Origin of the sequence: Streptomyces xinghaiensis S187 (genome assembly GCF_000220705.2) — a bacterium.
Lineage (GTDB): Bacteria > Actinomycetota > Actinomycetes > Streptomycetales > Streptomycetaceae > Streptomyces > Streptomyces xinghaiensis.
Window position 1 is genome coordinate 6,677,667 of sequence record NZ_CP023202.1, and the last position, 23,686, is coordinate 6,701,352.

Annotated in this window: 18 protein-coding genes, 1 pseudogene and 1 riboswitch; of the genes and pseudogenes, 10 read left to right on the forward strand and 9 right to left on the reverse strand. The window is 74.4% G+C overall.

What is annotated here, in order from left to right; genetic code table 11:
• Positions 1-63: 63 nt before the first annotated feature.
• The 3 genes from SXIN_RS28575 to SXIN_RS28585 all read left to right on the forward strand — a co-directional run bounded on the left by SXIN_RS28575 (position 64) and on the right by SXIN_RS28585 (position 5,228).
• A complete protein-coding gene (locus SXIN_RS28575; RefSeq protein ID WP_019708516.1) occupies positions 64-2,433 on the forward strand; it encodes a phosphoketolase family protein in 2,370 nt (789 codons plus the stop codon).
• Positions 2,434-2,581: 148 nt separating this feature from the next.
• Entirely contained in the window at positions 2,582-4,033 is a 1,452-nt protein-coding gene (gene gndA / locus SXIN_RS28580; RefSeq protein ID WP_095757752.1) for an NADP-dependent phosphogluconate dehydrogenase, read from the forward strand.
• Between the two features lie 163 nt (positions 4,034-4,196).
• A complete protein-coding gene (locus SXIN_RS28585) occupies positions 4,197-5,228 on the forward strand; it encodes a rod shape-determining protein (RefSeq protein WP_043468812.1) in 1,032 nt (343 codons plus the stop codon).
• A gap of 41 nt (positions 5,229-5,269) precedes the next feature.
• Here SXIN_RS28585 and SXIN_RS28590 read toward each other — a convergent pair whose 3' ends face one another.
• Positions 5,270-6,034 (reverse strand): adenosylcobinamide amidohydrolase, encoded by a 765-nt coding sequence (locus SXIN_RS28590; RefSeq protein WP_238153886.1) that lies wholly within the window; start codon positions 6,032-6,034, stop codon positions 5,270-5,272.
• Positions 6,035-6,468: 434 nt separating this feature from the next.
• Positions 6,469-6,687: riboswitch (cyclic di-AMP (ydaO/yuaA leader) on the forward strand.
• 4 nt (positions 6,688-6,691) lie between these two features.
• Here SXIN_RS28590 and SXIN_RS28595 point away from each other — a divergent pair.
• Together SXIN_RS28595 and SXIN_RS28600 are read left to right on the forward strand one after the other, a co-directional pair.
• Positions 6,692-7,906: a transglycosylase family protein gene (locus tag SXIN_RS28595; protein WP_019708514.1), complete on the forward strand. Its 1,215-nt coding sequence runs from the start codon at positions 6,692-6,694 to the stop codon at positions 7,904-7,906.
• Positions 7,907-8,289: 383 nt separating this feature from the next.
• On the forward strand, positions 8,290-9,645 hold the full coding sequence (locus SXIN_RS28600) for a transglycosylase family protein (RefSeq protein ID WP_095757754.1): 1,356 nt from the start codon (positions 8,290-8,292) through the stop codon (positions 9,643-9,645).
• A gap of 100 nt (positions 9,646-9,745) precedes the next feature.
• Here the strand turns inward: SXIN_RS28600 and SXIN_RS28605 are convergent, their stop codons facing one another.
• The 4 genes from SXIN_RS28605 to SXIN_RS28620 all read right to left on the reverse strand — a co-directional run bounded on the left by SXIN_RS28605 (position 9,746) and on the right by SXIN_RS28620 (position 14,830).
• Entirely contained in the window at positions 9,746-11,932 is a 2,187-nt protein-coding gene (locus tag SXIN_RS28605; RefSeq protein WP_095758244.1) for a xanthine dehydrogenase family protein molybdopterin-binding subunit, read from the reverse strand.
• Positions 11,929-12,978 carry an FAD binding domain-containing protein gene (locus SXIN_RS28610; protein ID WP_095757755.1) on the reverse strand — a complete coding sequence of 350 codons (1,050 nt, stop codon included), beginning with the start codon at positions 12,976-12,978 and terminating at the stop codon, positions 11,929-11,931. Before SXIN_RS28610 ends, SXIN_RS28605 begins: the two co-directional genes overlap by 4 nt.
• A complete protein-coding gene (locus tag SXIN_RS28615) occupies positions 12,975-13,559 on the reverse strand; it encodes a 2Fe-2S iron-sulfur cluster-binding protein (RefSeq protein WP_019708510.1) in 585 nt (194 codons plus the stop codon). Before SXIN_RS28615 ends, SXIN_RS28610 begins: the two co-directional genes overlap by 4 nt.
• Before the next feature lie 245 nt (positions 13,560-13,804).
• Entirely contained in the window at positions 13,805-14,830 is a 1,026-nt protein-coding gene (locus tag SXIN_RS28620; RefSeq protein WP_019708509.1) for a PHP domain-containing protein, read from the reverse strand.
• A gap of 156 nt (positions 14,831-14,986) precedes the next feature.
• Between SXIN_RS28620 and SXIN_RS28625 the strand changes: the two genes are divergently transcribed.
• Positions 14,987-15,523 (forward strand): cysteine hydrolase family protein, encoded by a 537-nt coding sequence (locus SXIN_RS28625; protein ID WP_019708508.1) that lies wholly within the window; start codon positions 14,987-14,989, stop codon positions 15,521-15,523.
• Between the two features lie 71 nt (positions 15,524-15,594).
• A complete protein-coding gene (locus SXIN_RS28630) occupies positions 15,595-16,413 on the forward strand; it encodes an SDR family oxidoreductase (RefSeq protein ID WP_019708507.1) in 819 nt (272 codons plus the stop codon).
• A 22-nt stretch (positions 16,414-16,435) separates the two neighbouring features.
• Here SXIN_RS28630 and SXIN_RS28635 read toward each other — a convergent pair whose 3' ends face one another.
• Together SXIN_RS28635 and ligD are read right to left on the reverse strand one after the other, a co-directional pair.
• Positions 16,436-17,218, reverse strand: a complete 783-nt coding sequence (locus SXIN_RS28635; protein ID WP_192883640.1) for a VOC family protein — start codon at positions 17,216-17,218, stop codon at positions 16,436-16,438.
• A gap of 228 nt (positions 17,219-17,446) precedes the next feature.
• Positions 17,447-18,451, reverse strand: coding sequence for a non-homologous end-joining DNA ligase (gene ligD, locus SXIN_RS28640; RefSeq protein ID WP_019706187.1), 1,005 nt, complete (start codon positions 18,449-18,451; stop codon positions 17,447-17,449).
• Positions 18,452-18,565: 114 nt separating this feature from the next.
• On the opposite strand from ligD, the gene SXIN_RS28645 reads away from it, so the two are divergent.
• The gene (locus SXIN_RS28645) at positions 18,566-19,639 is read left to right on the forward strand and encodes an ATP-dependent DNA ligase (RefSeq protein ID WP_019708505.1); all 1,074 of its coding nucleotides are present in this window, start codon (positions 18,566-18,568) and stop codon (positions 19,637-19,639) included.
• Here the strand turns inward: SXIN_RS28645 and SXIN_RS28650 are convergent.
• Both SXIN_RS28650 and SXIN_RS28655 read right to left on the reverse strand, forming a co-directional pair.
• Positions 19,597-20,652 (reverse strand): YihY/virulence factor BrkB family protein, encoded by a 1,056-nt coding sequence (locus tag SXIN_RS28650; RefSeq protein ID WP_019708504.1) that lies wholly within the window; start codon positions 20,650-20,652, stop codon positions 19,597-19,599. The genes SXIN_RS28645 and SXIN_RS28650 overlap by 43 nt on opposite strands.
• A gap of 508 nt (positions 20,653-21,160) precedes the next feature.
• Positions 21,161-21,718 carry a DUF1990 family protein gene (locus SXIN_RS28655; protein WP_095757756.1) on the reverse strand — a complete coding sequence of 186 codons (558 nt, stop codon included), beginning with the start codon at positions 21,716-21,718 and terminating at the stop codon, positions 21,161-21,163.
• Positions 21,719-21,942: 224 nt separating this feature from the next.
• Here SXIN_RS28655 and SXIN_RS28660 point away from each other — a divergent pair, with 224 nt between their 5' ends.
• Entirely contained in the window at positions 21,943-22,716 is a 774-nt protein-coding gene (locus tag SXIN_RS28660) for an SDR family oxidoreductase (RefSeq protein WP_019706098.1), read from the forward strand.
• 217 nt (positions 22,717-22,933) lie between these two features.
• Positions 22,934-23,662, forward strand: a pseudogene (locus tag SXIN_RS28665) (nucleotidyltransferase family protein); the annotation flags it as partial.
• Between the last annotated feature and the right edge of the window lie 24 nt (positions 23,663-23,686).

Here is a 23,686-nt window from a genome sequence, read left to right on the forward strand (position 1 = left end):
CCGGCCCCGTACCACCGGCCACGCACCGCTGACCGCACACGGCTGATTCGAGAGGCGAACAGTATGGCCACGGCTCAGGCAGCACACCTGTCCGACGACGACCTCGCCACGCTGGACCGCTACTGGCGGGCCGCGAACTATCTGGCCGTGGGCCAGATCTACCTGCTCGCCAACCCGCTGCCGGCCGAGCCGCTCTCCGTGGAGCACATCAAGCCGCGGCTGCTGGGGCACTGGGGCACCACACCCGGCCTCAACCTGATCTACGCCCACCTCAACCGGGTGATCAGGGCCCGGGACCTGGACGCCATCCACGTCACCGGCCCCGGGCACGGCGGCCCGGCGACCCTCGCCTGCTGCTGGCTGGACGGCAGCTACTCCGACGTCTACCCGGACGTCTCCCGGGACGCCGAGGGCATGACCCGGCTGTTCCGGCAGTTCTCCTTCCCCGGCGGGGTGCCGAGCCACGTCGCCCCGGAGACCCCCGGTTCCATCCACGAGGGCGGCGAGCTGGGCTACGCGCTGAGCCACGCCTACGGCGCCGCGTTCGACAACCCGGGGCTGGTCGTCGCCGCGATCGTCGGCGACGGGGAGGCCGAGACGGGCCCGCTGGCCACCGGCTGGCACGGCAACAAGTTCCTCGACCCGGTGCACGACGGGGCCGTCCTGCCGATCCTCCACCTCAACGGGTACAAGATCGCCAACCCGGCGGTCCTCTCCCGCCTCCCGCAGGAGGAACTGGACCAGCTGCTCCGCGGCTACGGCCACGAACCGGTGTACGTCGAGGGCGACGAACCGGCCGCCGTGCACCACGCCATGGCCGCCGCCCTCGACCACTGCCTGGACCGGATCGCCGAGCACCAGCGGGCGGCCCGCGAGGACGGGGCGTCCGGGCGTCCCCGCTGGCCCGTGATCGTCCTGCGGACGCCCAAGGGCTGGACGGGGCCGGCCACCGTCGACGGCAAGCCGGTGGAGGGCACCTGGCGCGCCCACCAGGTACCGCTGTCGGGCCTGCGGGAGAGCCCCGAGCATCTGCGGCAGCTGGAGGAGTGGATGCGCTCCTACCGGCCGGAGGAGCTCTTCGACGAGCAGGGCCGGCCGCTCCCCGAGGTGCTGGCCCACGTCCCCGCGGGGGACCGGCGGCTCGGCTCCAACCCGCACACCAACGGCGGCCGCCTGCTGCGCAGCCTGCCGGTGCCGGCCATCCGGGACTACGCGGTCAAGGTCTCCGAGCCGGGCGCCACCCTGCACGAGCCCACCCGGATCCTCGGCGGGCTGCTGCGCGACCTGATGCGGCGGACGGAGAAGAGCCGCGACTTCCGGCTGTTCGGCCCGGACGAGACCGCCTCCAACCGCCTCCAGGACGTCTACGACGCGACCGGCAAGGGCTGGCAGGACGAGATCCTGTCCACCGACGAGCACCTCGCCCGCGACGGCCGGGTGCTGGAGATGCTCTCCGAGCACAACTGCCAGGGCTGGCTGGAGGGCTATCTCCTGACCGGGCGGCACGGACTGTTCTCCTCCTACGAGGCGTTCATCCACATCGTGACGTCCATGGCGAACCAGCACGCCAAGTGGCTGAAGGTCTCCCGCCAACTGCCCTGGCGGATGCCGCTCTCCTCGCTGAACTACCTGCTCACCTCGCACGTCTGGCGGCAGGACCACAACGGGTTCTCGCACCAGGACCCCGGCTTCATCGACCACATGGTCAACAAGGACCCGCAGACCATCCGGGTCTATCTGCCGCCGGACGCCAACACCCTCCTGGCCGTCGCCGGGAAGACCCTCGACAGCCGCGACCTGATCAACATCGTCGCGGCCGGGAAGCAGCCCTGCTTCGACTGGCTCTCCCTCGACGACGCCGTCAACCACGTGGAGCGCGGCGTCAGCGTCTGGGACTGGGCCGGCAGCGACACCGGCCGGGAGCCGGACGTGGTCCTCGCCGCCGCGGGCGACGTGCCCACCCAGGAGGTCATGGCCGCGGCCTCGCTGCTCCGCGCGCATCTGCCCGACCTGGCCGTCCGGGTGGTCAACGTCGTCGACCTGATGCGGCTGCTGCCCCACACGGAACATCCCAGCGGGCTGAACGATCACGGGTTCGACGCCGTATTCACCGCCGACAAGCCCGTCATCTTCGCCTACCACGGCTACCCGTGGCTGATCCACCGGCTCACCTACCGGCGGAACGGCCACGCCGACATCCACGTCCGCGGCTACAAGGAGCAGGGCACCACGACGACACCGTTCGACATGGTCGTGCTGAACGACATGGACCGCTACCGGCTGGTGATGGACGTCATCGACCGGGTGCCCGGGCTGGCACTCCGGGCGATCGGGGTCCGCCAGCTGATGAAGGACAAGCGCAACGAACACCGTTCGTACATCCGGGAGCACGGCCAGGACATGCCCGAGGTCCGCGAGTGGACCTGGGCCTAGCGGCCCGTCACCCGGCGCGGTCACCCGCGGGGCGGGTGGCCGCGCGGGCGGGCCGGGCCGCGGAGGTACGGCGGGCCGCCGGAAGCGCGGCGACCGCAGCAGACGCACAGACGCGGGGCCAACCCCGCCACCGAGGGAGTCTTGAGATATGGCAGAAGGCACCGGGACGAAGGCGCAGATCGGGGTCACCGGGCTGGCGGTGATGGGCCGCAACCTGGCCCGTAATCTCGCCCGGCACGGGCACACCGTGGCGCTGCACAACCGCACCGCGACCCGTACCCGGGCCCTGGTCGAGGAGTTCGGCCACGAGGGCACCTTCCTCCCGTCCGACGACCCGGCCGCCTTCGTCGCCTCGCTGGAGCGGCCCCGCCGCGTGGTGATCATGGTGAAGGCGGGCATGTCCACCGACGCGGTGATCGACGAGTTCGCCCCGCTGCTCGAAGCGGGCGACATGATCATCGACGGCGGCAACGCGCACTTCGAGGACACCCGCCGCCGGGAGGCCGCGCTGCGCGAGCGCGGCCTCCACTTCGTCGGCACCGGGATCTCCGGCGGGGAGGAGGGCGCGCTCAACGGGCCCAGCATCATGCCCGGCGGCTCGCCCGAGGCCTACGCCGCCCTCGGCCCGCTGCTGGAGGACATCGCCGCCAAGGCCGCCGACGGCACGCCCTGCTGCACCCACATCGGGGCGGACGGCGCCGGGCACTTCGTCAAGATGGTGCACAACGGCATCGAGTACGCCGACATGCAGCTCATCGGCGAGGCCTACGACCTGCTGCGCCAGGTGGCCGGCTACCGGCCCGCCGAGATCGCCGAGATCTTCCGCACCTGGAACACCGGCCGCCTCGACTCGTACCTCATCGAGATCACCGCCGAGGTCCTGGCCCACACCGACGCCGCGACCGGCCGGCCGTTCGTGGACGTCGTCGCCGACAGCGCCGGCCAGAAGGGCACCGGCCGCTGGACGGTGCAGACGGCGCTCGACCTGGGCGTCCCCGTGTCCGGCATCGCCGAGGCGGTCTTCGCCCGCTCCGTCTCCGGCCACGCGGGGCTGCGGCAGGCCGCCGGGGGCCTGCCGGGCCCGCAGCGCGCGACGCTCGGGGCGGAGGACGCCCGGCACTTCGCGGACCAGGTGGAGCAGGCGCTCTACGCCTCGAAGGTCGTCTCCTACGCCCAGGGCTGGAACATGATCGACGCGGCCGCCGGCGAGTACGGCTGGACGATCGACCCGGGGGCGGTGGCCGCGATCTGGCGCGGCGGCTGCATCATCCGGGCGGCGTTCCTCGACCGCATCCGCGCCGCCTTCGACACCGACCCCAAGCTGCCCACGCTCCTGGCCGACAGCGAGTTCGCGGGGGAGATCGGCGCGGCGCAGCGGGACTGGCGCACGGTGGTGGGCACGGCCGTGGCGTACGGGGTGCCCACGCCCGGCTTCTCCGCCGCCCTCGCCTACTACGACGCGCTCCGCGCCGAGCGGCTGCCGGCCGCGCTGACCCAGGGCCAGCGCGACTACTTCGGGGCGCACACCTACCGGCGCGTGGACCGCGAGGGCAGCTTCCACACGCTCTGGGGCGGCGACCGCTCCGAAGTCGCCGGCTGACGCCGGGAGAGCGGCCCGCGGCGGAACGGGCGGCGGGGCCGTGCGGGCGGCCCCTGCGGGCCGATCATCACACTTTCGAGGGAGTGAGGGGAGCGCCTCACCCGCCGCCGGCCCCGCCCGCGCGAGTCTGATCCGGAGAGCAGCCGTCCGGAAAGGACTCCCCATGCGCTGGTCCCGCACCTCCGGCGGACCCCCCGTAGCGGTGGACCTCGGCACCTCCCGCATCCGCGTCCGCGGGCCGCGCGGAGGCCACCGCTACGACGGCGCGTCCGTCATCGCGGTGACCACCGGGTCCCGGCAGGTGGTCGCCGTCGGCGACCAGGCGGGCCGGATCCTCGGCCGCACCCCGCCGGACATCGAGGCGGTGGTGCCGCTCAGCCGCGGCGTCGTCACGGACTTCGACGCCGCCGCCCTGCTCCTCCGGCACGCGCTGGGCGACGGCGGCCCCTCCCGGCGCGGTCTGCTGCCGCCGGGGGTCGTGACGGGCGTCCCCGCCTCCGCCACCGAGGTGCAGCGGATCGCCGCCGAGGAGGTGCTGCTCCAGGCCGGTGCCCGCTGGGTGCGGCTGCTGCCCAAGGGGATGCTCGCGGCCCTGGGCGCCGGGCTGCCGCTCTGGGACTCCGGCGGCACCATGATCGTCGACATCGGCGCCGGGACCACGGAGATCTGCGCCTTCGCCTTCGGCACCCTGGTCTCCGCCGAGTCCTCGCCGGTCGCGGGCGACGCCGTGACCTCCGCCCTGGTCACCCACCTCCAGCGCGAGCACACCCTGGCGCTGAGCACGAGCGCGGCCGAGGCCGTCAAGACCGGCCTCGGCCGGGTGGCGGAGACCGCGCCCGGCACCCGGCTGCCGGTCCGGGGCCGGGACCGCGTCACCGATCTGCCCAAGACCGTCTCGGTCGCGGCGGGGGAGCTGCGGGACATCATCGAGCCGGAGATCCGGCGCATCGCCCGGCTGGTCGTCACCGCCATCGGCAACTGCCCCGGCGGCGTCGCGGACGACATCGTGGAGCGCGGGCTGGTGGTCACGGGGGGCGGGGCGCTCTTCGACGGCCTCCCGGACCGGCTGGGGCGGGCCATCGGCATGACCGTCCATCTCGCCGGGGCGCCGCGCTCCTCCGTACTCGACGGGGCCGCGCGCTGGATCGACGAGGTGGACCCGGCCGCCCGACGGCAGATGCTGGCCCCGCTGTGAAGAGCACCGCGGCCGCCGGCCGCCCCCGCGCCGGAGGCGGTTCAGACCTCCGCGCGGCAGCCCGGCAGGGTGCGGGGATGCGGCGCCGGCCCGCCGGGGCCCGCCGCCGTGCGCTCCCACTCCCGCCGGGCGCCCTCCCGTACGGCGGTGTGGACCGCCCGTGCCAGCCGCGCGCCCCAGAGGGACCGCGGCCCGCCGAAGGCTTCCGGCTCCTCGCCGGGCCGGGCGGCGCGGGCCGCGACGCACACCGCGTCCGAGGGGGTGCCGGAGCAGTCGAAGCCCGCGTCGAGCAGGGCCTGGACCTTGGCCTCGGTCGCCGTGGCCACGGCGTTGACGAGTGCGGCGTCGCCGAGCGGGGCCGGTACGGCGACGACGATGTTGATGGTTCCCGGCGGCAGGGGAGCCGGGGAACCCGGGCCGGGGGCGGCGGCCCAGCCGGAGACACCGATGCCGGTGGTCACCAGCGCCTCCACCCCGCCGTCGGCGGCGCGGGTGCACGCGTCCACCTCGGCGGCCGTCATCAGTCCCACACCGGGCCCGGCCAGCCCGGCGTCCCGGGCCAGCCCGGCCAGATGGCCGGCGGGGTCGGTCCGGGTGTAGCCGGGGCGCACCTGGGCGTTGAGCACCCAGCCGCGTTCACCGAGGCCGCCGCCCAGGACGGCGCTGCTGGCCATCCGCCAGCCCGGCCCGGCGCGCCACAGCAGGGCGTGGCGGCAGGCTCCGTCCTCGGTGCGGGCGAGCCGCTCGGCCCGCAGCAGGACCGGTGCGGGCGCGGCCGCGGCGCGGGGCAGCGGGGTGGTGGTCACGGCGGCAGTCCTCCGTCGGCCGGGTCCGGGAGGCGGCCGGGGGACCCGGCGCCCGGTGACCATGATCGTAGACGCCGGCCGCGGGAAGGGGGCGGGCGGCCCGGCCGCGACCTCGGCCGCCGTTCCACTCCCGCCCAAGACCGTCGCAAAACGGACAAAACACCTGCCGGTGACGCGCTTCACAGAATGCGGAGGGGAAAGGTGACGCAATGCATCCGAATGCCGCTGTTCCGTCGAGGATGTAACCCTCTGCTGTTTTCGGGCGGCGAACGGCGAGGATTTTCGTCGCTCTTTGCTGAGGGGTGTGCGCACCGCGTCACGCCATCCCCGCAAATACCGCCGGTAAACACCCGGCTGTCCGACTTCTCCTTGCCTTGGTGAAAACCGAGCGCTTACGTTTGCCGCTGCTCCGCCGAAAGCTTGGCGGGCATTCTTCCTCCGGAACGCCGAATCCTGCCGCCGGAGGGGGGAAACCACGACGCACCACGGCAGGAGCGGGGGACCCAAAGGTAAGTCGCCGGACCGTGTGACACACCACACGGTGCGGCTTGGGGTGAAGACGCGCAGGACGGCCGAACCGGCCGTGCGCATGCGTCCGGGCAACTCCAGCCCGAACCCGACAGCTCACCTCGTAGGCGTAGGAGAGGAAATACCCCTATGTCTCGCGGACGTCATCGCCGTACTCGCACCAGCCGTCTTTCCATCGCCACGCTCGCCGTCACCACCGGTGGCGCGGGCCTCGTACTCCCCCTCGTCGGCGCCTCCGGCGCCAGCGCCGCTTCGGTCGGGACCTGGGACAAGGTCGCCGAGTGCGAGAGCACCGGTAACTGGAGCATCAACACGGGCAACGGCTTCTACGGTGGCCTGCAGTTCACGCAGAGCACCTGGGCCGCCTTCGGTGGCACCGAGTTCGCGCCGCGCGCGGACCTCGCCACCAAGGACCAGCAGATCGCGATCGCCGAGAAGGTGCTCGCGGGCCAGGGCCCGGGCGCCTGGCCGGTCTGCTCCGTCAAGGCCGGTCTCACCCGCGGTGGCGAGGCCCCCGCCGTCGACACCGGCGCCAAGCAGCAGGGCAAGGCCGCGGACACCCCCAAGGCCGAGGCTCCCGAGGCGGAGGCCCCCAAGGCCGCGCCGAAGGCCGAGAAGAAGGCCGCCAAGCCGTCTCCGTCGGACGCCGGCACCGCGAAGACCTCGTCGTACACCGTCGTCAGCGGTGACACCCTTGCCAAGATCGCCGAGGCCAAGGGCGTCGAGGGTGGCTGGGAGAGCATCTACGAGGGAAACCGCGAGGTCATAGGCGGTAACCCGAACCTGATCTTCCCGGGTCAGAAGTACTCGCTGGACGGCGAGCAGGCCGCTCCGAAGGCGGAGGCCCCCAAGGCCGCGCCGAAGGCCCAGAAGTCCGAGGCCAAGGCCCCGGCCAAGGCCGCCGAGAAGCCGGCGGTCCAGAAGGCCCAGGCGAACACCGCGGGCTTCAGCGCCCCGGTCGCCGCCTCCCCGAGCACCCCGTACCGGGCCTCGGGCGGCAGCTGGTCCAGCGGTTACCACACCGGCGTCGACTTCTCCGTCGCCACCGGCACCCCGGTGAAGTCGGTCAGCTCCGGCACGGTCGTCTCGGCCGGCTGGGCGGGCTCGTACGGCAACGAGGTCGTCGTCCGGCACGCCGACGGCAAGTTCAGCCAGTACGCGCACCTGTCCTCGCTGTCCGTCTCGGCCGGCCAGACGGTCCAGGGCGGCCAGCAGCTCGGCCTGTCCGGTTCCACCGGCAACAGCACCGGCCCGCACCTGCACTTCGAGGTCCGGACCGGCCAGGGCTACGGCTCCGACGTGGACCCGCTGGCCTACCTGCGGGGCAAGGGCGTCTCCATCTGACCTCCCCGCACAGCGCAGCACCACACGAGGTGCCCGTTCCCGCCCCGCGGGAACGGGCACCTCGCCCGTTTCCGGCCGGGCGCACGGGCCGGTGGCCGGAAAAGGAGGGGAGGCCGCTGCGGAATTCGATCTTCCGCGGCGGAGAGCGGGCGGGCGGACGGCCGCTGCCGGCGCACCGCGGATCAGCTGGGGTTACACCGGGAAACGGGCCTTCCCCGCGCCTGGTCCTTTTCAAGATTCACTTCTTCGGAATCCGATAATCGTCCCGCAGATTCCCGGAATCGGTTGTGACGCGGAATGTGCCCGCCTATCTTGGGCACGGCCCGCGAACTCCCTTGCGCGGCCGCCTTTTTCGGCCCCAGCGCAGGAGAGGAACCCAGCCGATGCCCCCCACCCGCGGACGGCACCGCCGGCACCAGCCGAGCCGTATCTCCCAGGCGTCGTTGACCGTCACCGCCTCAGGTGCGGGCATCGCCCTCCCGCTGGTGGCCGCCGCGAGCGCGAGCGCCGCCTCCACCGACACCTGGGAGCGGGTCGCCGAGTGCGAGAGCGGCAACGACTGGGACATCAACACCGGCAACGGCTACTACGGCGGCCTCCAGTTCTCCCAGAGCACCTGGGAGGCGTTCGGCGGCACCCGGTATGCGCCGCGCGCCGACCTCGCCACCCGCGCGCAGCAGCTCGCGACAGCGGAGAAGGTCCTCGACGGCCAGGGCCCCGGCGCATGGCCGAACTGCGGGCCGCGGGCCGGCCTCGCCCGCGGCGGGGACGGCCCGGACACCGCGCCGGCCGCGGACCGGTCCGGCCCGCGCGCCGAGGACGCGCGGCAGAAGGAGAAGGCCGCGGGAGCGGCCGGGGCCGAGCAGCGGCAGCAGCAGCGCGCGGAACGGAAGGCGAAGGACCCGGCCCAGGCCGCCTCCGCCACCCGCGCCCCCGGCTCCCGCACCACGGACTCGTACCGCGTCGTCAGCGGTGACACGCTCTTCGGCATCGCCCGCGGGCAGGACGTCGACGGCGGCTGGCAGCGGCTCTACGAGGCCAACCGCGAGGTCATCGGCGAGGACCCGGACCTGATCCTCCCCGGCCAGCGGCTCTCCCTGCGCGGGCAGGCGTCCGGTGCCGGGAGCGCCCCGGAGACCTCGGAACGCAAGACCTCCGAACGCCGGGCGGCCCCGGCCCCTGAGAAGAAGGCCGACAAGAAGGCGGAGAAGAAGGCCGAGAAGAAGGCCGCGAAGGCCGAGAAGGCCGAGAAGAAGGCCGCCCCGGAGAAGAAGAGGACCGAGCGGAAGCAGGAGCGCTCCGGCGAGGAGCGGAGCTCCCGCTCCGGCTCCGGCGCCTTCTCCGCGCCCGTGCCGGGCGTCTCGCCGAGCACCCCGTACCGGGCCTCCGGCGGCAGCTGGTCCAGCGGTTACCACACGGGCGTCGACTTCCCCGTCGCCACCGGCACCTCGGTCCGGGCCGTGGCCTCCGGCCAGGTCGTCTCCGCGGGCTGGGCCGGCGCCTACGGCTACCAGGTCGTTTTGCGGCACAGCGACGGCCGGTACAGCCAGTACGCCCACCTCTCCCAGCTCTCCGTACGGGCCGGACAGCAGGTCCCCGCCGGGCAGCAGCTCGGCCGCTCCGGCTCCACCGGCAACAGCACCGGGCCGCACCTGCACTTCGAGGTCCGTACGGGACCGGGCTACGGCTCCGACATCGACCCGCTGGCCTATCTGCGGGGGCGTGGGGTCGCGATCTGATCCGTGGCGGGGCGGGGCCCGTCCGCCCCCGCCCCGCCACGGCGTTGTACCGCCCCGCCGCAACCGCCCGCCGTTACGGACGAGTCGTCCGCTCCGTGCCTCAGTCCGCCGCGTCCCGCCGCCGTGCGGCCAGGCCCGGCAGCAGCTTCTCCGGGAGGACGGGCAGGGCGCGGACCCGCACCCCCGTGGCGTGGTGCACGGCGTTCGCCACCGCCGCCGCCGTGCCCACCGCGCCGATCTCCCCGATGCCCTTGGAGCCCATCGGGTTGAGCCGGCTGTCCTCCTCCGCGAGCCAGCGCACCTCGATGTCCGGCACGTCGGCGCAGGTCGCGACGGGGTACATCGCCAGGTCCCGTTCCGCGAAGTCACCGAAGCCCGGATCCAGGGTGCTGTGTTCCATCAGCCCCATCGACAGGCCCATGACCATCCCGCCGGTGAGCTGTGAGCGCGCCGTGCGCGGATTGAGGATGCGCCCGGCCGCGAACACCCCGAGCAGCCGCCGCACCCGGGTCTCCCCGGTGTCCCTGTCCACCTGCACCTCGGCGAACTGGGCCCCGAAGGCCCGCCGCGCGTACTCCCGCGTGCGGGCCGCGACCTCCTCCGCCGTGTCGGCGTACACCGACAGTCCGGTCTCCGGCGGCGTCCCGCCGTGCCGCGCCAGCTCGTACAGCAGTTCCCGGCAGGCCTTGTGCACGGCCCAGCCCCAGGACGCGGTGCCCGAGGAGCCGCCCGCGACCGGGCCCTGGGGCAGGTCGCTGCTGCCGATCTCGATCCGCACCCGGTCCAGCGGCGCGCCCAGGGCGTCGGCCGCGATCTGCGCCAGCACCGTACGGGCCCCGGTGCCGATGTCCGTCGCGTTGATCCGCACCCGGTAGCCGCCGGCGCCCGCGTGGGCCTCCGCCGCCGCGGGGGAGACGCTCGCCGGATGGCCCGACGCGGCGACCCCGGTGCCGATGAGCAGCCGCCCCTCGGCGCGCGTGCCCGGCCGCGGATCGCGGTCCCGCCAGCCGAACCGGTCCGCGCCCTCGCGCAGGCACTCGGCGAGCATCCGGCTGCTGAACGGGCGCCCGGAGTCCGGCTCCTTCGCGGTCTCGTTGCGCAGCCGGAGCTCCACGGGGTCCAGCCCGCAGGCGATCGCCAGTTCGTCCATCGCCGACTCCAGGGCGAACATGCCGGGGCACTCGCCGGGGGCGCGCATCCACGAGGGCGTCGGTACGTCGAGGCGGGCGAGCCGGTGCGTCGTACGGCTGTGCGGGCTGGCGTACATGAAGCGGCCCGGGGTCGCGGCCTGCTCGGTGAACTCCTCCAGGGTGGAGCTGTAGGTGAACACCTCGTGCGAGAGCGCCGAGATCCGCCCCATGCCGTCGGCACCGAGACGCACCCGGTGCTCCGTCGCCGGCCGGTGGCCCACGACGGCCGCCAACTGGTTCCGGGGGAGCGCCAGTTTGACGGGGCGGCCGGTCTCCCGCGCGGCCATCGCCGCCAGGACGGCGTGCGGGCGCGGTGACCCCTTGGAACCGAAGCCCCCGCCGACGTGCTCGGAGACGACGGTGATCAGCTCCTCGTCCGTCCCGAACAGGACGGCGAGGGCCTGCCGCACCGGGTCCGCGCCCTGGCTGGAGTCGTAGACGCGCAGCCGCGGGCCGATCCAGAGCGCGGTGGCGGCGTGCGGCTCCAGCGGATGGTTGTGCAGCGGCGGTACGCGGTACGCGGCGGCGAACCGGATCTCCGAGGCGGCGAACGCCATGCCGACGTCACCGCGCACCCGGTCGGCCGGGAGGCCGCCGTTGACCCGCTCCGGCGCGTACATCCCCGGATGGTCCGCGGTGAAGCGCGCGTCGTGCCGTTCCGGCGCGTACTCCACGCGGACCGCGGCGGCCGCCTCCCGCGCCGCCTCCGGCGTCTCGGCCACGGCGAGCGCCACGTACTGCCCGCGGTGCGCGACCCGCGGCGACTGGAGGACGAGCAGGGTCGCGTCCCCCGGATCGCCGAGCCGGGGCGCGTTCTCATGGGTGAGCACGGCCAGCACACCGGGAACGGCCAGCGCGGCGGCCGTGCCGACCGCCGTGACCTCGCCCCGGGCGACGGTCGCGGGCACCGGCCAGGCGTACGCACAGCCCTCGACCGGGTGTTCGGTGGCATACCGGGCGGCACCGGTGACCTTCGCACGCCCTTCCAGCCGGACCACGGGCTCGCCGAGCGCGCTGCCGTGCCCGCGCCGCGCCCCGCCGCGGGGGCCGGTGCCGGGGGCGTCCCCGTGGCCGTCTCCGTGGCCGTCTCCGCTCATGGCGTCTCCCACGGCCCCTCCGGATGCGGGCCGCCGTCCCCGGTCCGGCGGCCCGACGGTTCGGACCGTTCGGCCAGTTCGGCCAGGGTGCGCACGGTCAGCGAACGCAGCAACGGCACTTTGAAGGCGTTGTCGCGCAGCGGCTCGGCCGGGGCGAGCTCGGCGTCGACGGCCCGCGCGAAGGACTCGGCGGTGGCCGGCGCCCCCAGCAGCCGCTCCTCCGCGGTCCGGGCGCGCCACGGACGGGCGGCGACCCCGCCGAACGCCAGCCGCACCCGGCGGACGAACCCCCCGTCCACATGGAGGGCCGCGGCCACCGACACCAGCGCGAAGCTGTACGCGGCCCGGTCGCGCACCTTGCGGTAGACCGAACCCGCCGCCTCCGGCACGGCACCCAGCTCCACATGGGTGACCAGATCACCGGGGGCCAGCACGGTGTCGCGCTCCGGGCTGCCGCCCGGCAGCCGGTGCAGTTCGGTCACCGGGACGGTCCGCGTCCCCGACCGGGTCAGCACGTGCACCCCGGCGTCCAGCGCGGCCAGGGCGACGGCCATGTCGGAGGGGTGGGTGGCCACGCAGGACGGCGAGGCGCCGAGCACCGCCAGCTCGCGGTGCACCCCCTCGCGCGCCGGGCATCCCGTCCCCGGCTCCCGCTTGTTGCAGGGCTTGCCGGGATCCTGGAAGTACGGGCAGCGGGTGCGCTGCAGCAGATTGCCGCCGACCGTCGCCGCGTTCCGGAGCTGACCGGACGCCCCGGCCAGCAGGGCCTGGGAGAGGACGGGGTAGCGGGTGCGGACGGCGTGGTCGGCGGCCAGCTCGCTGTTGCGCACGGCGGCGCCGACCAGCAGGCCCCCGGCGGAGGTGTGTTCGATGGCGGTGTGCGGCAGCGCGGTCACGTCCACCAGCAGGTCGGGCTGCTCCACTCCGAGCTTCATCAGGTCCACGAGGTTGGTGCCGCCGCCCAGGTAGCGGGCGTGGGGCGAGGAGCCCAGCGCGGTGACGGCCGCCCCGGCCTCGGCCGCGCGTTCGTAGCGGAACGGCTTCACCAGGCGCCGCCCTCACCGGTACGGCCGCCGGGCGCGGTCCCGGTGTGCGCCACGTCGCCCACCGCGCGGACGATGTTCCCGTACGCGCCGCAGCGGCAGAGGTTGCCGCTCATCCGCTCCCGGATCTCCGCGTCGTCCGCCGGCACCGGCAGCCCCGACGGATGGTCCGCCGGGGTCACGGCGCTCGGCAGGCCCGCGCCCATCTCCTGGAGCGCGCCGATCGCGGAGCAGAGCTGGCCGGGGGTGCAGTAGCCGCACTGGTAGGCGTCCCGGTCGAGGAACGCCTCCTGCAGCGGGTGGAGCGGGCCGCTCCCGGCGGGCCCCCCGGCCAGCCCCTCGACGGTGGTGATCCGGGCCCCGTCGAGGGTGACGGCCAGCAGCAGGCAGCTGTTCATCCGCGTGCCGCCGACGAGCACGGTGCAGGCACCGCACTGCCCGTGGTCGCAGCCCTTCTTGGTGCCCGTCAGATCCAGCTCCTCGCGCAGTACGTCGAGCACGGTGGCCCTGTTGTCGACCACCAGTTCCCGCGGCTCCGCGTTGACGTGGAGGGTGACGGGGGTGGTGTGCGCCGGTGCGGTCATGGGGCCTCCCGGTCACCCGGCCGGAGGGGCGGGGCCGGGCGGACGGCGTCGGAACGGAAAGGGACGGGAACGGAGGAGCGGAACAGGAGCAGAGGGAGCGGATCAGCGGGTGGGCCGGCGAAACGGGCCGGGGAAGGGAACGGACCACCGGACCGGGCGGGCCCGGCACCCCGGCCGCACCGGGCCGCCCCGGACAGGGAGTCGGTAACCGCGAACGCCCCGTCCGAAACAGCGGCCGCCGCCCGTCACCCGCCGGGCGGCCGCCGGGTGCGGGTCCACTCCAGCAGGCCGTCCGCCGTCCAGGTGTTGACGACCCGTCCGGCGGGGACGCCGCACTCCTCGGCCCGGGCGCAGCCGTAGGGCTGCCAGTCGAGCTGGCCGGGCGCGTGGGCATCGGTGTCGACCGAGAAGAGCACCCCGGCGTCCACCGCCCGGCGGAGCAGCGCGCGCGGCGGGTCCAGCCGCTCCGGGCGGCAGTTGATCTCGACGGCGGTGCCCGACTCTGCGCAGGCGGCGAAGACCTTCTCCGCGTCGAAGCGCGAGGGCGGGCGGCCCCGGCCGGAGAGCAGCCGCCCGGTGCAGTGGCCCAGCACGTCGACGAGCGGGTTCCGCACCGCGCGGACCATCCGGCGGGTCATCGCGGCCTCGTCCATGGCCAGTTTGGAGTGGACGGAGGCCACCACCAGATCCAGCCGCTCCAGCAGCTCCGGCTCCTGGTCGAGCGAACCGTCGGCGAGGATGTCGCACTCGATGCCCGTCAGCAGCCGGAACGGCGCCAGCCGCTCGTTGAGCTCCGCGACCACACCGAGCTGTTCGCGCAGCCGTTCGGCGGACAGGCCGCGGGCGACCGTCAGCCGGGGGGAGTGGTCGGTGAGCACCGCCCACGCGTGGCCGAGGGCGGCCGCGGTGAGCGCCATGTCCTCGATCGGGCTGCCCCCGTCGGACCAGTCGGAGTGCAGATGGCAGTCGCCGCGCAGCGCCGCCCGCAGCTCCGCGCCGCCCTCGGCGAGCGGGCCGCCCGACTCCGCCTCCAGCCGCTCCAGATAGCCGGGCACCCCGCCGGCGAGCGCCTCCCGCACGACCTTCGCGGTCTTGGGCCCGATGCCCCTGACCGTCTCCAGCGAACCGGCCGCCGCCCGCCGCGCCACTTCCTCACCGGGCATCTCCGTGAGGACGGCCGAGGCGGTGCGGAACGCGCGTACCCGGTAGGTGGGGGCCTGCGCCCGCTCCAGCAGAAAGGCGATCCGGTCCAGTGCCGCCACCGGTTCCATTTCGTGGTCCCTTCCGTCTTCCGGCTTCCCGCGTCCGCCCGCTCTCCGTCCACCGTCGCGCACCCGGGGGCCGTTCGCGCGCCGGGCGGTTGCCCGCCGTGAGCCGGGGAATACGCTGATCCGCACCGGCCGCACGACAGGAATCGGGACTCGCGCATGCGGAAATCGGCCCTCGTGGTCATCGACATGGTGAACACCTACGACCATCCGGACGCGGACCGGCTGATTTCCTCGGTACGGGAAACCCTCCCCGCGATGAGAGAGCTGATCGAACGGGCCCGGGACGAGGACGTCGACGTCATCTACGTCAATGACAATTTCGGCCGTTGGCGTTCCCACCACGACGAAATCCTGGACACGGCGCTCTCCGGCCCGTACGCCGATCTGGTGGAGCCGGTCCGGCCCGACAAACAGTCGCTCTTCGTCCTGAAGGCACGGCACTCGGTCTTCTTCCAGACACCGCTGGAATATCTGCTCACCGAGTACGGCATCGGCCGTATCGTGCTCTGCGGCCAGGTCACCGAGCAGTGCGTGCTGTACTCCGCGCTCGACGCGCACATCCGCCACCTCACCGTGGCCGTTCCCCGGGACGCGGTGGCCCATATCCACCCCGATCTCGCGGACGCCGCGCTGCGCATGATGGAGCGCAATATGGGGGCCGAGATCTGCGACGCGGCGGAGATCCGGTTCTGAAGACCCGCCGGACCCGTCTTTCTCCCTTTCTCCCGCCGTATTCCGCGGCACCGCCCGAGGAGGTCCTTCCCTTGACAACGCAGAACGGTTCCGAGGACACCGCCCGCCGGGTCGCCGTGATCACCGGCGCCGACTCCGGGATCGGCCGCGCCACCGCGGTGCGCCTGGCCGCGCGGGGCATGGACATCGGCATCACCTGGCACGAGGACGAGGAAGGGGCGCGGGAGACGGCCGGGGAGGTGCGCGGCCTCGGCCGCCGCGCCGCCGTGCGGCAGGCCGATCTGACCCGGCTGCCGGAGGCCGCCGGCGTCATCGACGAACTCGCCGGCGAACTGGGGCGGATCGACGTCCTCGTCAACAACGCCGGCACCGGTACCGCCACCCCCTACCTCGACATCGACCTCGCCACGGTGCGGCAGGTCCTCGACGTCGACCTGGTGGGGCCGTTCCTGTGCGGTCAGCGCGCGGCGCGCCGGATGATCGGCCAGGGCGGCGGCGGCCGGATCGTCAACGTCACCAGCGTCCACGAGCACCAGCCGCGGGTCGGCGCCGCCCCGTACTGCGCCGCCAAGGGCGGACTCGGCCTGCTCACGCAGGTGATGGCGCTCGAACTCGCCGAGCACGGGATCACCGTCAACTCCGTGGCGCCCGGGGAGATCGCCACCCCGATGACCGGCCAGGAGGACACCGATGTGCGCACCGAACCCCGCCCCGGGGTGCCGCTGGGCCGGCCCGGGGACGCCCGTGAGGTGGCCGCGGTGATCGCCTTCCTCGCCGGGCCGGACTCCGGCTACGTCACCGGCGCCTCCTGGGCCGTGGACGGCGGGATGCTGCGGATGGGCCCGATGGCCGGCTCGCACCTGGAGAGCGGCGCCTGGCGCCGGGGGTGAACCGCACCGCGCCGGCCGGGCGTCAGTTCTCCCGCGACATCACCGTGAACAGCCCGCCCTGCCGGTCCCGCAGCGTCGACTCCCACCCGTGGTGGGTCTCCTCCGGCGGGGTGACGATCTCCCCGCCGGATGCCGCCGCCCGCTCCGCCGCGGCGGGCACGTCCTCCACGCAGAAGTACACGTGCCAGCGTGGCCGGATGCGCGGGTCCGGCGCGGACTCCAGCGCCCCGCCGCGCAGGCTGCCCACCGTGCGCCCCTCGATCCGGACGAGCACCTGCTCGTCCGTGTACCGCACGTCGCAGCGCTCGGGCGGCTCGGTGTCCCAGCCCAGCACCTCGCTGTAGAAGATCGTCGCGGCGAATATGTCCCGGGTGCGCAGCTCGATCCAGGACGGGAAGCCCGGCCCGCGCCGGACCGGCCACTCCGGTTCGGTGTACCCCTCCCAGATGCCGAAGGGGGCGCCCATCGGGTCGGCCGCCCAGGCGACCCGCCCCGGGCCGAACGGGATCGGGCCGACGGCGACCGTCGCCCCCCGCTCCCGGATGCGGTCGGAGACCTTGTCGGCGCTCTCCACCGCGAAGTACGGGGACCAGGCCACGGGGAAGCCCATGGAGCGGGCCAGCGCCCCGATGCCGGCGACGGGTGCGCCGTCCTTGTACGCGACCACGTACTCCTTGCGGTGGAAGGCGGGCCGGAACTCCCAGCCCAGCAGCCCGTGGTAGAAGTCCTGCGCAAGCCGGAGATCACTCGTGATCAGGCTCACCCAGCAGGGTGCGCCCTGCACCACGGGGGTTGTGGCCGACATTCCGGCTCGCCTCGCTCTCTCGGGGTGCCGCTGGTGCCGTCGGTGCCGCCGGGGACACCTGCCGTCTGCCACTGTGCCATCCCGTCCGGGAGGGCGCTCCGTGGCGCACGCGCGGACACCGGCGGCCCGGGACGCGCCCGCGCACGGCGGGAGCACGGCGGGCACGCGGCCGGGCGCGGGCGGGGATCCCGGCGCGCCCGCCCGGACGGCGGGCCGCCCGCCCGGAGTTCACCGCCTGGCCCGGCTGGGCTGGACCCGCTTCGGCTCTCCCGCCATCTTGGGGTGATCCGGCGGATACGGCAGGTCCTCCAGACCGTGGTCGCGCTCGTCCCGCTCGGCGAGTTCCAGCGCGGCCTCCAGCCGGCAGGGGTGCTTCTCCATGTCCGCGTGCACATCGCCCAGGTCCGCGTACCGCACCGGCATGGTCGCCAGGTCGAAGTCCTCCGGCACGGCGTGCGGCAGCTCCTCCCACAGCAGCGGTGCGGAGACCGGCGCGTGCGGCCGGGGACGGACGGAATAGGCACCGGCGATGGTGCGGTCGCGGGCGGTCTGGTTGTAGTCGACGAAGATCTTCGGGCCGCGCTCCTCCTTCCACCAGGCGGTGGTGATCCGGTCCGGCGCACGCCGCTCCAGCTCCCGGCCCACCGCGATGGCGGCGCGGCGGACCTGCGTGAACGTCCAGCGCGGCTCGATGGGCACGAAGACGTGCAGCCCGCGCCCGCCCGAGGTCTTCGGCCAGCCGCGCAGGCCCAGCCCGTCCAGGACGTCCCGCAGCTCCTGTGCCGCGCGGACCGCCTCCCGGTAGCCGGTGCCCGGCTGCGGGTCGAGATCGATCCGCAGCTCGTCCGGGTGATCGGTGTTCCCGCGCCGCACCGGCCACGGGTGGAACGTCAGGCAGCCGAGGTTGGCCGCCCACAGCACGGCGGCCGGCTCGGTGGGGCAGATCTCGTCCGCGTGCCGGCCGCTGGGGAAGGAGATGCGCGCCGTGGGAATCCAGTCGGGGAGGTTGGCCGGGGCCCGCTTCTGGAAGAACGACTCGCCCGTCACCCCGTCGGGGTAGCGCTCCAGGGTGGTGGGCCGGTTCCGCAGGGCCCGGGTGATGCCCTCGCCGACCGCCAGGTAGTAGCGGGCGACGTCGAGCTTGGTGAAGCCGCGCTCCGGGAAGTACACCTTGTCCGGATGGGACAGCTGTACGACCCGGCCGCCGACCGTGAGCTGCGCCGTCTCTGCCATGCCGCCACGGTAGGCCGGGGCGGCGCGGCCCGCCTCCCGGCGGACTCCGCACCGGGCGCCCCCGGGTGCCCGCTCCGGCGCGCGGCGGACCGCGGACGGCCGCAGAATCGGCTCATGGACCTCCCGGTGATGCCGCCCGTGCGCCCGATGCTGGCGAAGAGCGCGGCCCGCATCCCGGCGGACATGCTGTACGAGGCCAAATGGGACGGCTTCCGCGCCCTGGTCTTCCGGGACGGAGGCGAGATCGAGATCGCCAGCCGCTCCGGAAGACCGCTCAACCGCTACTTCCCCGAACTGGTGGCGGCCTTCCGCGAACGGCTCCCGGAGCGCTGCGTCCTCGACGGGGAGATCGTCGTCGCGCGCGGCCCGCGGCTGGACTTCGACGCGCTGCTGGAGCGCATCCATCCGGCCGACTCCCGGGTGCGGCTGCTCGCGGAGCGGACCCCGGCGGGCTATGTGGCCTTCGACCTGCTGGCCCTCGGCGACCGCTCGCTGCTCGAGACCCCGCAGCGGGAGCGGCGCGAGGCGCTGGTCGCCGCCCTGGAGCATGCGGGTGACCCCGTCTTCACGGCCCCGGCGACCTACGACCTCGGCCTCGCGCGCCGCTGGTTCGAGCAGTTCGAGGGCGCGGGCCTGGACGGCGTCGTCGCCAAGCCGCCCGGTCTCGGCTACCGGCCGGGGGAACGGGTCATGGTCAAGGTCAAGCACGAGCGGACCGCCGACTGCGTGCTGGCCGGCCTCCGCCCGCACAAGAGCGGCCCCGTCGTCGGCTCCCTGCTGCTCGGCCTGTTCGACGACGCCGGGCGGCTCCAGCACGTCGGCGTCTGCGCGGCCTTCCCCATGCGGCGGCGGAAGGAGCTGATGGAGGAGCTGGCGCCGCTGCGGATGGACTCGGCCGAGGGCCACCCCTGGGCGGACTGGGCCGAGGAGGAGGCGCACGAACGGAGCCGGATGCCGGGTGCGCCCAGCCGCTGGACGGGGACGAAGGACCTCTCCTGGGTGCCGCTGCGCCCCGAGCGGGTCTGCGAGGTGGCGTACGACCACATGCAGGCCGGACGCTTCCGGCACACGGCCCGGTTCCGCCGCTGGCGGCCGGACCGGGTGCCGGAGTCGTGCACGTACGCGCAACTGGAGGAGCCGGTCCGCTACGACCTGTCGTCGGTGCTGCCGGGCCGGCCCTCCGGGTGACGGCTCTCGTGCTCGCGCTGGAGGTCCTCCGGCCACTTGCGGGTGTCGCGCGGCTCCACGTACGGCTCCACGTCCTCGGGGTGGCCGGCCTGGACCGCCCGCTCCCGGGACAGCTCGGCGTCGAGCTCCAGGCCGAGCAGAATGGCCAGGTTGGAGATCCACAGCCAGACCAGGAAGATGATGACACCGGCCAGGGTGCCGTACGTCTTGTTGTACGAGCCGAAGTTGGCGACGTAGAACGCGAACGCGCCCGAGGCCAGCAGCCACACCACCACCGCGATCAGGCTGCCCGGGGTCACCCAGCGGAAGCCGCGGCCCCGGACGTTGGGCGCGGCCCAGTAGAGCAGGGCGATCATCAGCACCACCAGGATCAGCAGGACGGGCCACTTGGCGATGGACCACACGGTCATCGCCGTGTCGCCCAGGCCGACCATGTCCCCGGCGCGCTGGGCGAGCGGCCCGGTGAAGACCACGATGAGCGCGCTCGCCGCGAGCATGATCATCAGGGCCACGGTCAGCACCAGCCGCAGGGGGGTGATCTTCCAGGCGGGGCGGCCCTCCGGCAGGTCGTAGACCGCGTTCGAGGTGCGGATGAACGCCGCGATGTAGCCGGACGCCGACCACACCGCGGCCGCCAGGCCGATGAGGGCGAAGACGCCACTGGTGGAGGCGTTGCCCTGGAGCTGGGTCACGGCCCGGTCGAGGATGTCGCGGGCCGCGCCGGGGGCCAGGGACTGCACGTTCTCCAGGATCTTGTCCGTGGCCGACCGGCCGATCACTCCCAGCAGCGAGACGAGGACCAGCAGCGCCGGGAAGATCGACAGCACCCCGAAGTAGGTCAGCGCGGCGGCCCGGTCCTGGAGGTCGTCCTCCTTGAACTCCTTGAGGGTCCGGCGCAGCACCCCCTTCCAGGAGCGGGAGGGCAGTTCGCCCGGTCCCTCCGGGGCCGCGGATCCGTGCGGACCCCCCGTGGTGGCCCCGCGGGCCTCTTCGTGATCGTTCGTAGGTCCCATGTCCTCCGGGTCCCCCGGTCCGCCGCCGTCAACCCGGCCGATTGGCGGGGCACAAGCCGTACGGGGCGGGCCGGCGGGCATCCGCGCAGGTCACGGAGGGTCCCCGGGCCGGGGCTCCGGGTGCGGACCGCCCCGGAGGCGAACACCTGTCCGCCGTGGCCGTGTGAGCAAAGCCACCGCCGCCGCTGCGGCCGGGCGCCCGGCGGGAGTTGGGCCGCCCGCGCCCCGGGACGGCGCCGGCGCGCGTGCCGGAGGGCGGCGCCGTCTGTGAGGATGGCCGCCGTTGGCTCCGTCCCCGCGGGACGCCTCCGGGCGGACCCGGCGGCCGGAGCCGCGTGCCGGACACCTCTCCCCGGCATCCCGGACCGGGGCCCGGCACCGCGAGAGCCGGGCCCCGGCCCGGGGATCAGGCCCCGGCCCGGGGCCGCCCCGTCCGGGCCCGCCCCGCCCGTACGGCGACGGCCCGGACACGACGGAGGAGCGCCCGCCCCGCGCGGGCGCCCGCTACTCACCCCTCGCGCGCCGCCCGGGCGACGGAGCGCAGATAGCGGCCCAGGGCCAGCCGCTGGGCCGCCCGGGCGACCGGCCCGGCGAGCCGGGTGTACCGGGCTGCGGCGCGGGAGAACACGGCGATCTCGACCCGCACCGCGCCGCCGGCGTCCCTGATCACCGTGAAGGACTCCTCCCCGCACTCCGGATGCCCCGGCAGCGATCCGTACGCGAAGCCGGCCCGGTCCGGCCCGCGCTCCGTCCAGACCACCCGGCAGGGGATGAGCGGTCCCGGCAGCCGCAGTCCGCCGGGCCGGGGAACGAGCAGCACGGTGCCGCCCTCCTCGACCGGTGTACCGGGGTGGGGTGCCAGGCCGGTGGCGCGCTGCGGCCCCCAGTCCAGGACGAAGGCGGCGGCCCGTTCGAAGACCTCCGCGCCGTGGCCGACCGGCAGGGAGCGCCGGAGGCGCAGCCGGTATCCGGCGGGGAGCGGATCCTCCCGGGTGGCCCCGGTCTCCGCGTACGTGGGCCCGGCGGCGCACGCCGCTCGGTACACCTGCTCGAGGTCACGGGCCATGGACCGGACTATAGGACCGTCCGGAGACCCGCACCGGCGCCCGGTGGGAGGCGGAGGCGGAAGCGTCCGTCCGCGGCCACGCGCCGTGACCGCGTCCCGTCATACCGGTGATATTCGGTTTGTCCTGTTCTGTGAGGGTTACCGCGACACCGCAGGCCCCACGAGCCGGGCCCGGCGGACACCCCGGCCGGGCAGGCCCGCCGAGCACATCCGGGAGGACCCCGATGGGCAGCACAGCGCAGAAGACCGCGACGCACGGCACAGCACCGGTGGATCTGGCGGGGAAGAACGCCATGGTGACCGGCGGCGCCCGCGGCCTGGGCGCCTCGATCAGCCGGGCCCTGGCGCGGGCGGGGGCCGCCGTCGACGTGGCGGACGTCCGGCGCGAACTCGCCCAGGACCTGTGCCGCGAACTCAAGGCCGAGGGACACCAGGCCCGCTACACCGAACTCGACGTCCGTGAACCGGCCGTGGCGGCACGGTTCTTCCGCGACCTCGACCAGGTGGAACGGCCCCTCGACATCCTCGTCAACAACGCCGCCGTGGACGTCTCCAAGCCGATCGAGCATCTGTCGGCCGAGGAGGTCACCCGGGTCGTCGGCACCAATCTGCTCGGCCCCATGTACCTGTGCCTGGAGGTCTACCGGCGGATGGTGGCCCGCGGCAGCGGCCACATCGTGAACATCCTGTCCACGGCCTCCAACCGCACCTGGACCGAGGCCGGCCCCTACGCGGCGGGCAAGTCGGGGCTGCGCGCCTTCACCCACACCCTCTTCAAGGAGGCGCAGCGCGACTGCCTCGGGATCGGCGTCACGGGCGTCATCGCGGGCGGTATGGAGACCCCGTTCGTCCTCGACCGCTTCCCGGACGCGGACACCACCAAGCTGCAGAGCCCCGACATCGTCGCCGACGCGGTGCTCTACGCCCTGTCGGTGCCGCACGGCAGCGTCATCCCCGAACTCGTGGTGGTCCCGCGCTGCGAGACGTCCTGGCCGTGACCCGCGGCGGCCGGGACGGCCCTCGGCACGGGAACCGGGACGACGGGCGAGGAGAGGCGGAGTGACGGTGGACCGGAAACCGCGGAGCGCCCCGCGCACGGGCCGCGCCGGCACGGACCCCCGCCCCGGTCCCGTCGCCGGGCCGGAGAGTCCGGTGGCCCCCGCCGCCCCGGGAGCGCGGGCCGGGCCCGGCGGTGATCCGCCGTGGAGCGGGCCGCTGCCGGGCGGCGGCGACCCCTCGGGGTTCGGCGGCTGGTACCGGCACGGCGGAGGCCCCGGCCGCGAGGCGCCGTACGGGTACGACGGACCGTACGGCCACGGCAGCCACGGCGGACCGTACGGGCATCTCCACGAGTACGGGGAGTCCCGCGGCCACGAGGCCCCGGCCCCCGACCGCATGCAGGCGATCCTGGAGGCCACCAAGCAGGTGGCCGGGCTGCTGAAGGCGGCCGGTCACCCCTTCGCCCTGGCCGGCGGCGTGGCCGCGTACGCGCACGGCAACATGGCCCGGCTCGAACACGACGCCGACTTCTGCGTGCTGCCCGAGGACGCCGGGGCGGTCGCGGGCACGCTCCGGAAGGCCGGCATCCCGGTCTACGACCCGCCCGAGGACTGGCTGTTCAAGGCCCGCTGCCGCGGCCAGGACGTCGACCTCATCTACGAGCTCAAACAGCAGCCGGTGACCAGGGAACTCCTGGACCGTGCCGAGATCCTGCCGGTGGACTCGGTCGTGATGCCCGTGCTGGCACCGACGGACCTCCTCATCGGGCTGCTCAACGCCCTCTCCGAACACCACTGCGACTTCAGCGGAGTGCTGCCGCTGGCCCGCACCCTGCGGGAGAAGGTCGACTGGGACCGGGTGCGCCGCGTCTGCGGGGACGCGCCCATGCCCGATGCCTTCCTCTTCCTCCTCGAACGCCTCGGCGTCATCGCCCCCCGCGGCCCGGGTACACCGGGCGGGAGCGCCGAC

Coding starts and splice junctions, on each gene's coding strand:
- SXIN_RS28575 (WP_019708516.1), top strand. CDS start 64: ATGGCCACGGCTCAGGCAGCACACCTGTCCGACGACGACCTCGCCACG.
- gndA (WP_095757752.1), top strand. CDS start 2,582: ATGGCAGAAGGCACCGGGACGAAGGCGCAGATCGGGGTCACCGGGCTG.
- SXIN_RS28585 (WP_043468812.1), top strand. CDS start 4,197: ATGCGCTGGTCCCGCACCTCCGGCGGACCCCCCGTAGCGGTGGACCTC.
- SXIN_RS28595 (WP_019708514.1), top strand. CDS start 6,692: ATGTCTCGCGGACGTCATCGCCGTACTCGCACCAGCCGTCTTTCCATC.
- SXIN_RS28600 (WP_095757754.1), top strand. CDS start 8,290: ATGCCCCCCACCCGCGGACGGCACCGCCGGCACCAGCCGAGCCGTATC.
- SXIN_RS28605 (WP_095758244.1), bottom strand. CDS start 11,932: ATGAGCGGAGACGGCCACGGAGACGGCCACGGGGACGCCCCCGGCACC.
- SXIN_RS28615 (WP_019708510.1), bottom strand. CDS start 13,559: ATGACCGCACCGGCGCACACCACCCCCGTCACCCTCCACGTCAACGCG.
- SXIN_RS28620 (WP_019708509.1), bottom strand. CDS start 14,830: ATGGAACCGGTGGCGGCACTGGACCGGATCGCCTTTCTGCTGGAGCGG.
- SXIN_RS28625 (WP_019708508.1), top strand. CDS start 14,987: ATGCGGAAATCGGCCCTCGTGGTCATCGACATGGTGAACACCTACGAC.
- SXIN_RS28635 (WP_192883640.1), bottom strand. CDS start 17,218: ATGTCGGCCACAACCCCCGTGGTGCAGGGCGCACCCTGCTGGGTGAGC.
- ligD (WP_019706187.1), bottom strand. CDS start 18,451: ATGGCAGAGACGGCGCAGCTCACGGTCGGCGGCCGGGTCGTACAGCTG.
- SXIN_RS28645 (WP_019708505.1), top strand. CDS start 18,566: ATGGACCTCCCGGTGATGCCGCCCGTGCGCCCGATGCTGGCGAAGAGC.
- SXIN_RS28650 (WP_019708504.1), bottom strand. CDS start 20,652: ATGGGACCTACGAACGATCACGAAGAGGCCCGCGGGGCCACCACGGGG.
- SXIN_RS28655 (WP_095757756.1), bottom strand. CDS start 21,718: ATGGCCCGTGACCTCGAGCAGGTGTACCGAGCGGCGTGCGCCGCCGGG.
- SXIN_RS28660 (WP_019706098.1), top strand. CDS start 21,943: ATGGGCAGCACAGCGCAGAAGACCGCGACGCACGGCACAGCACCGGTG.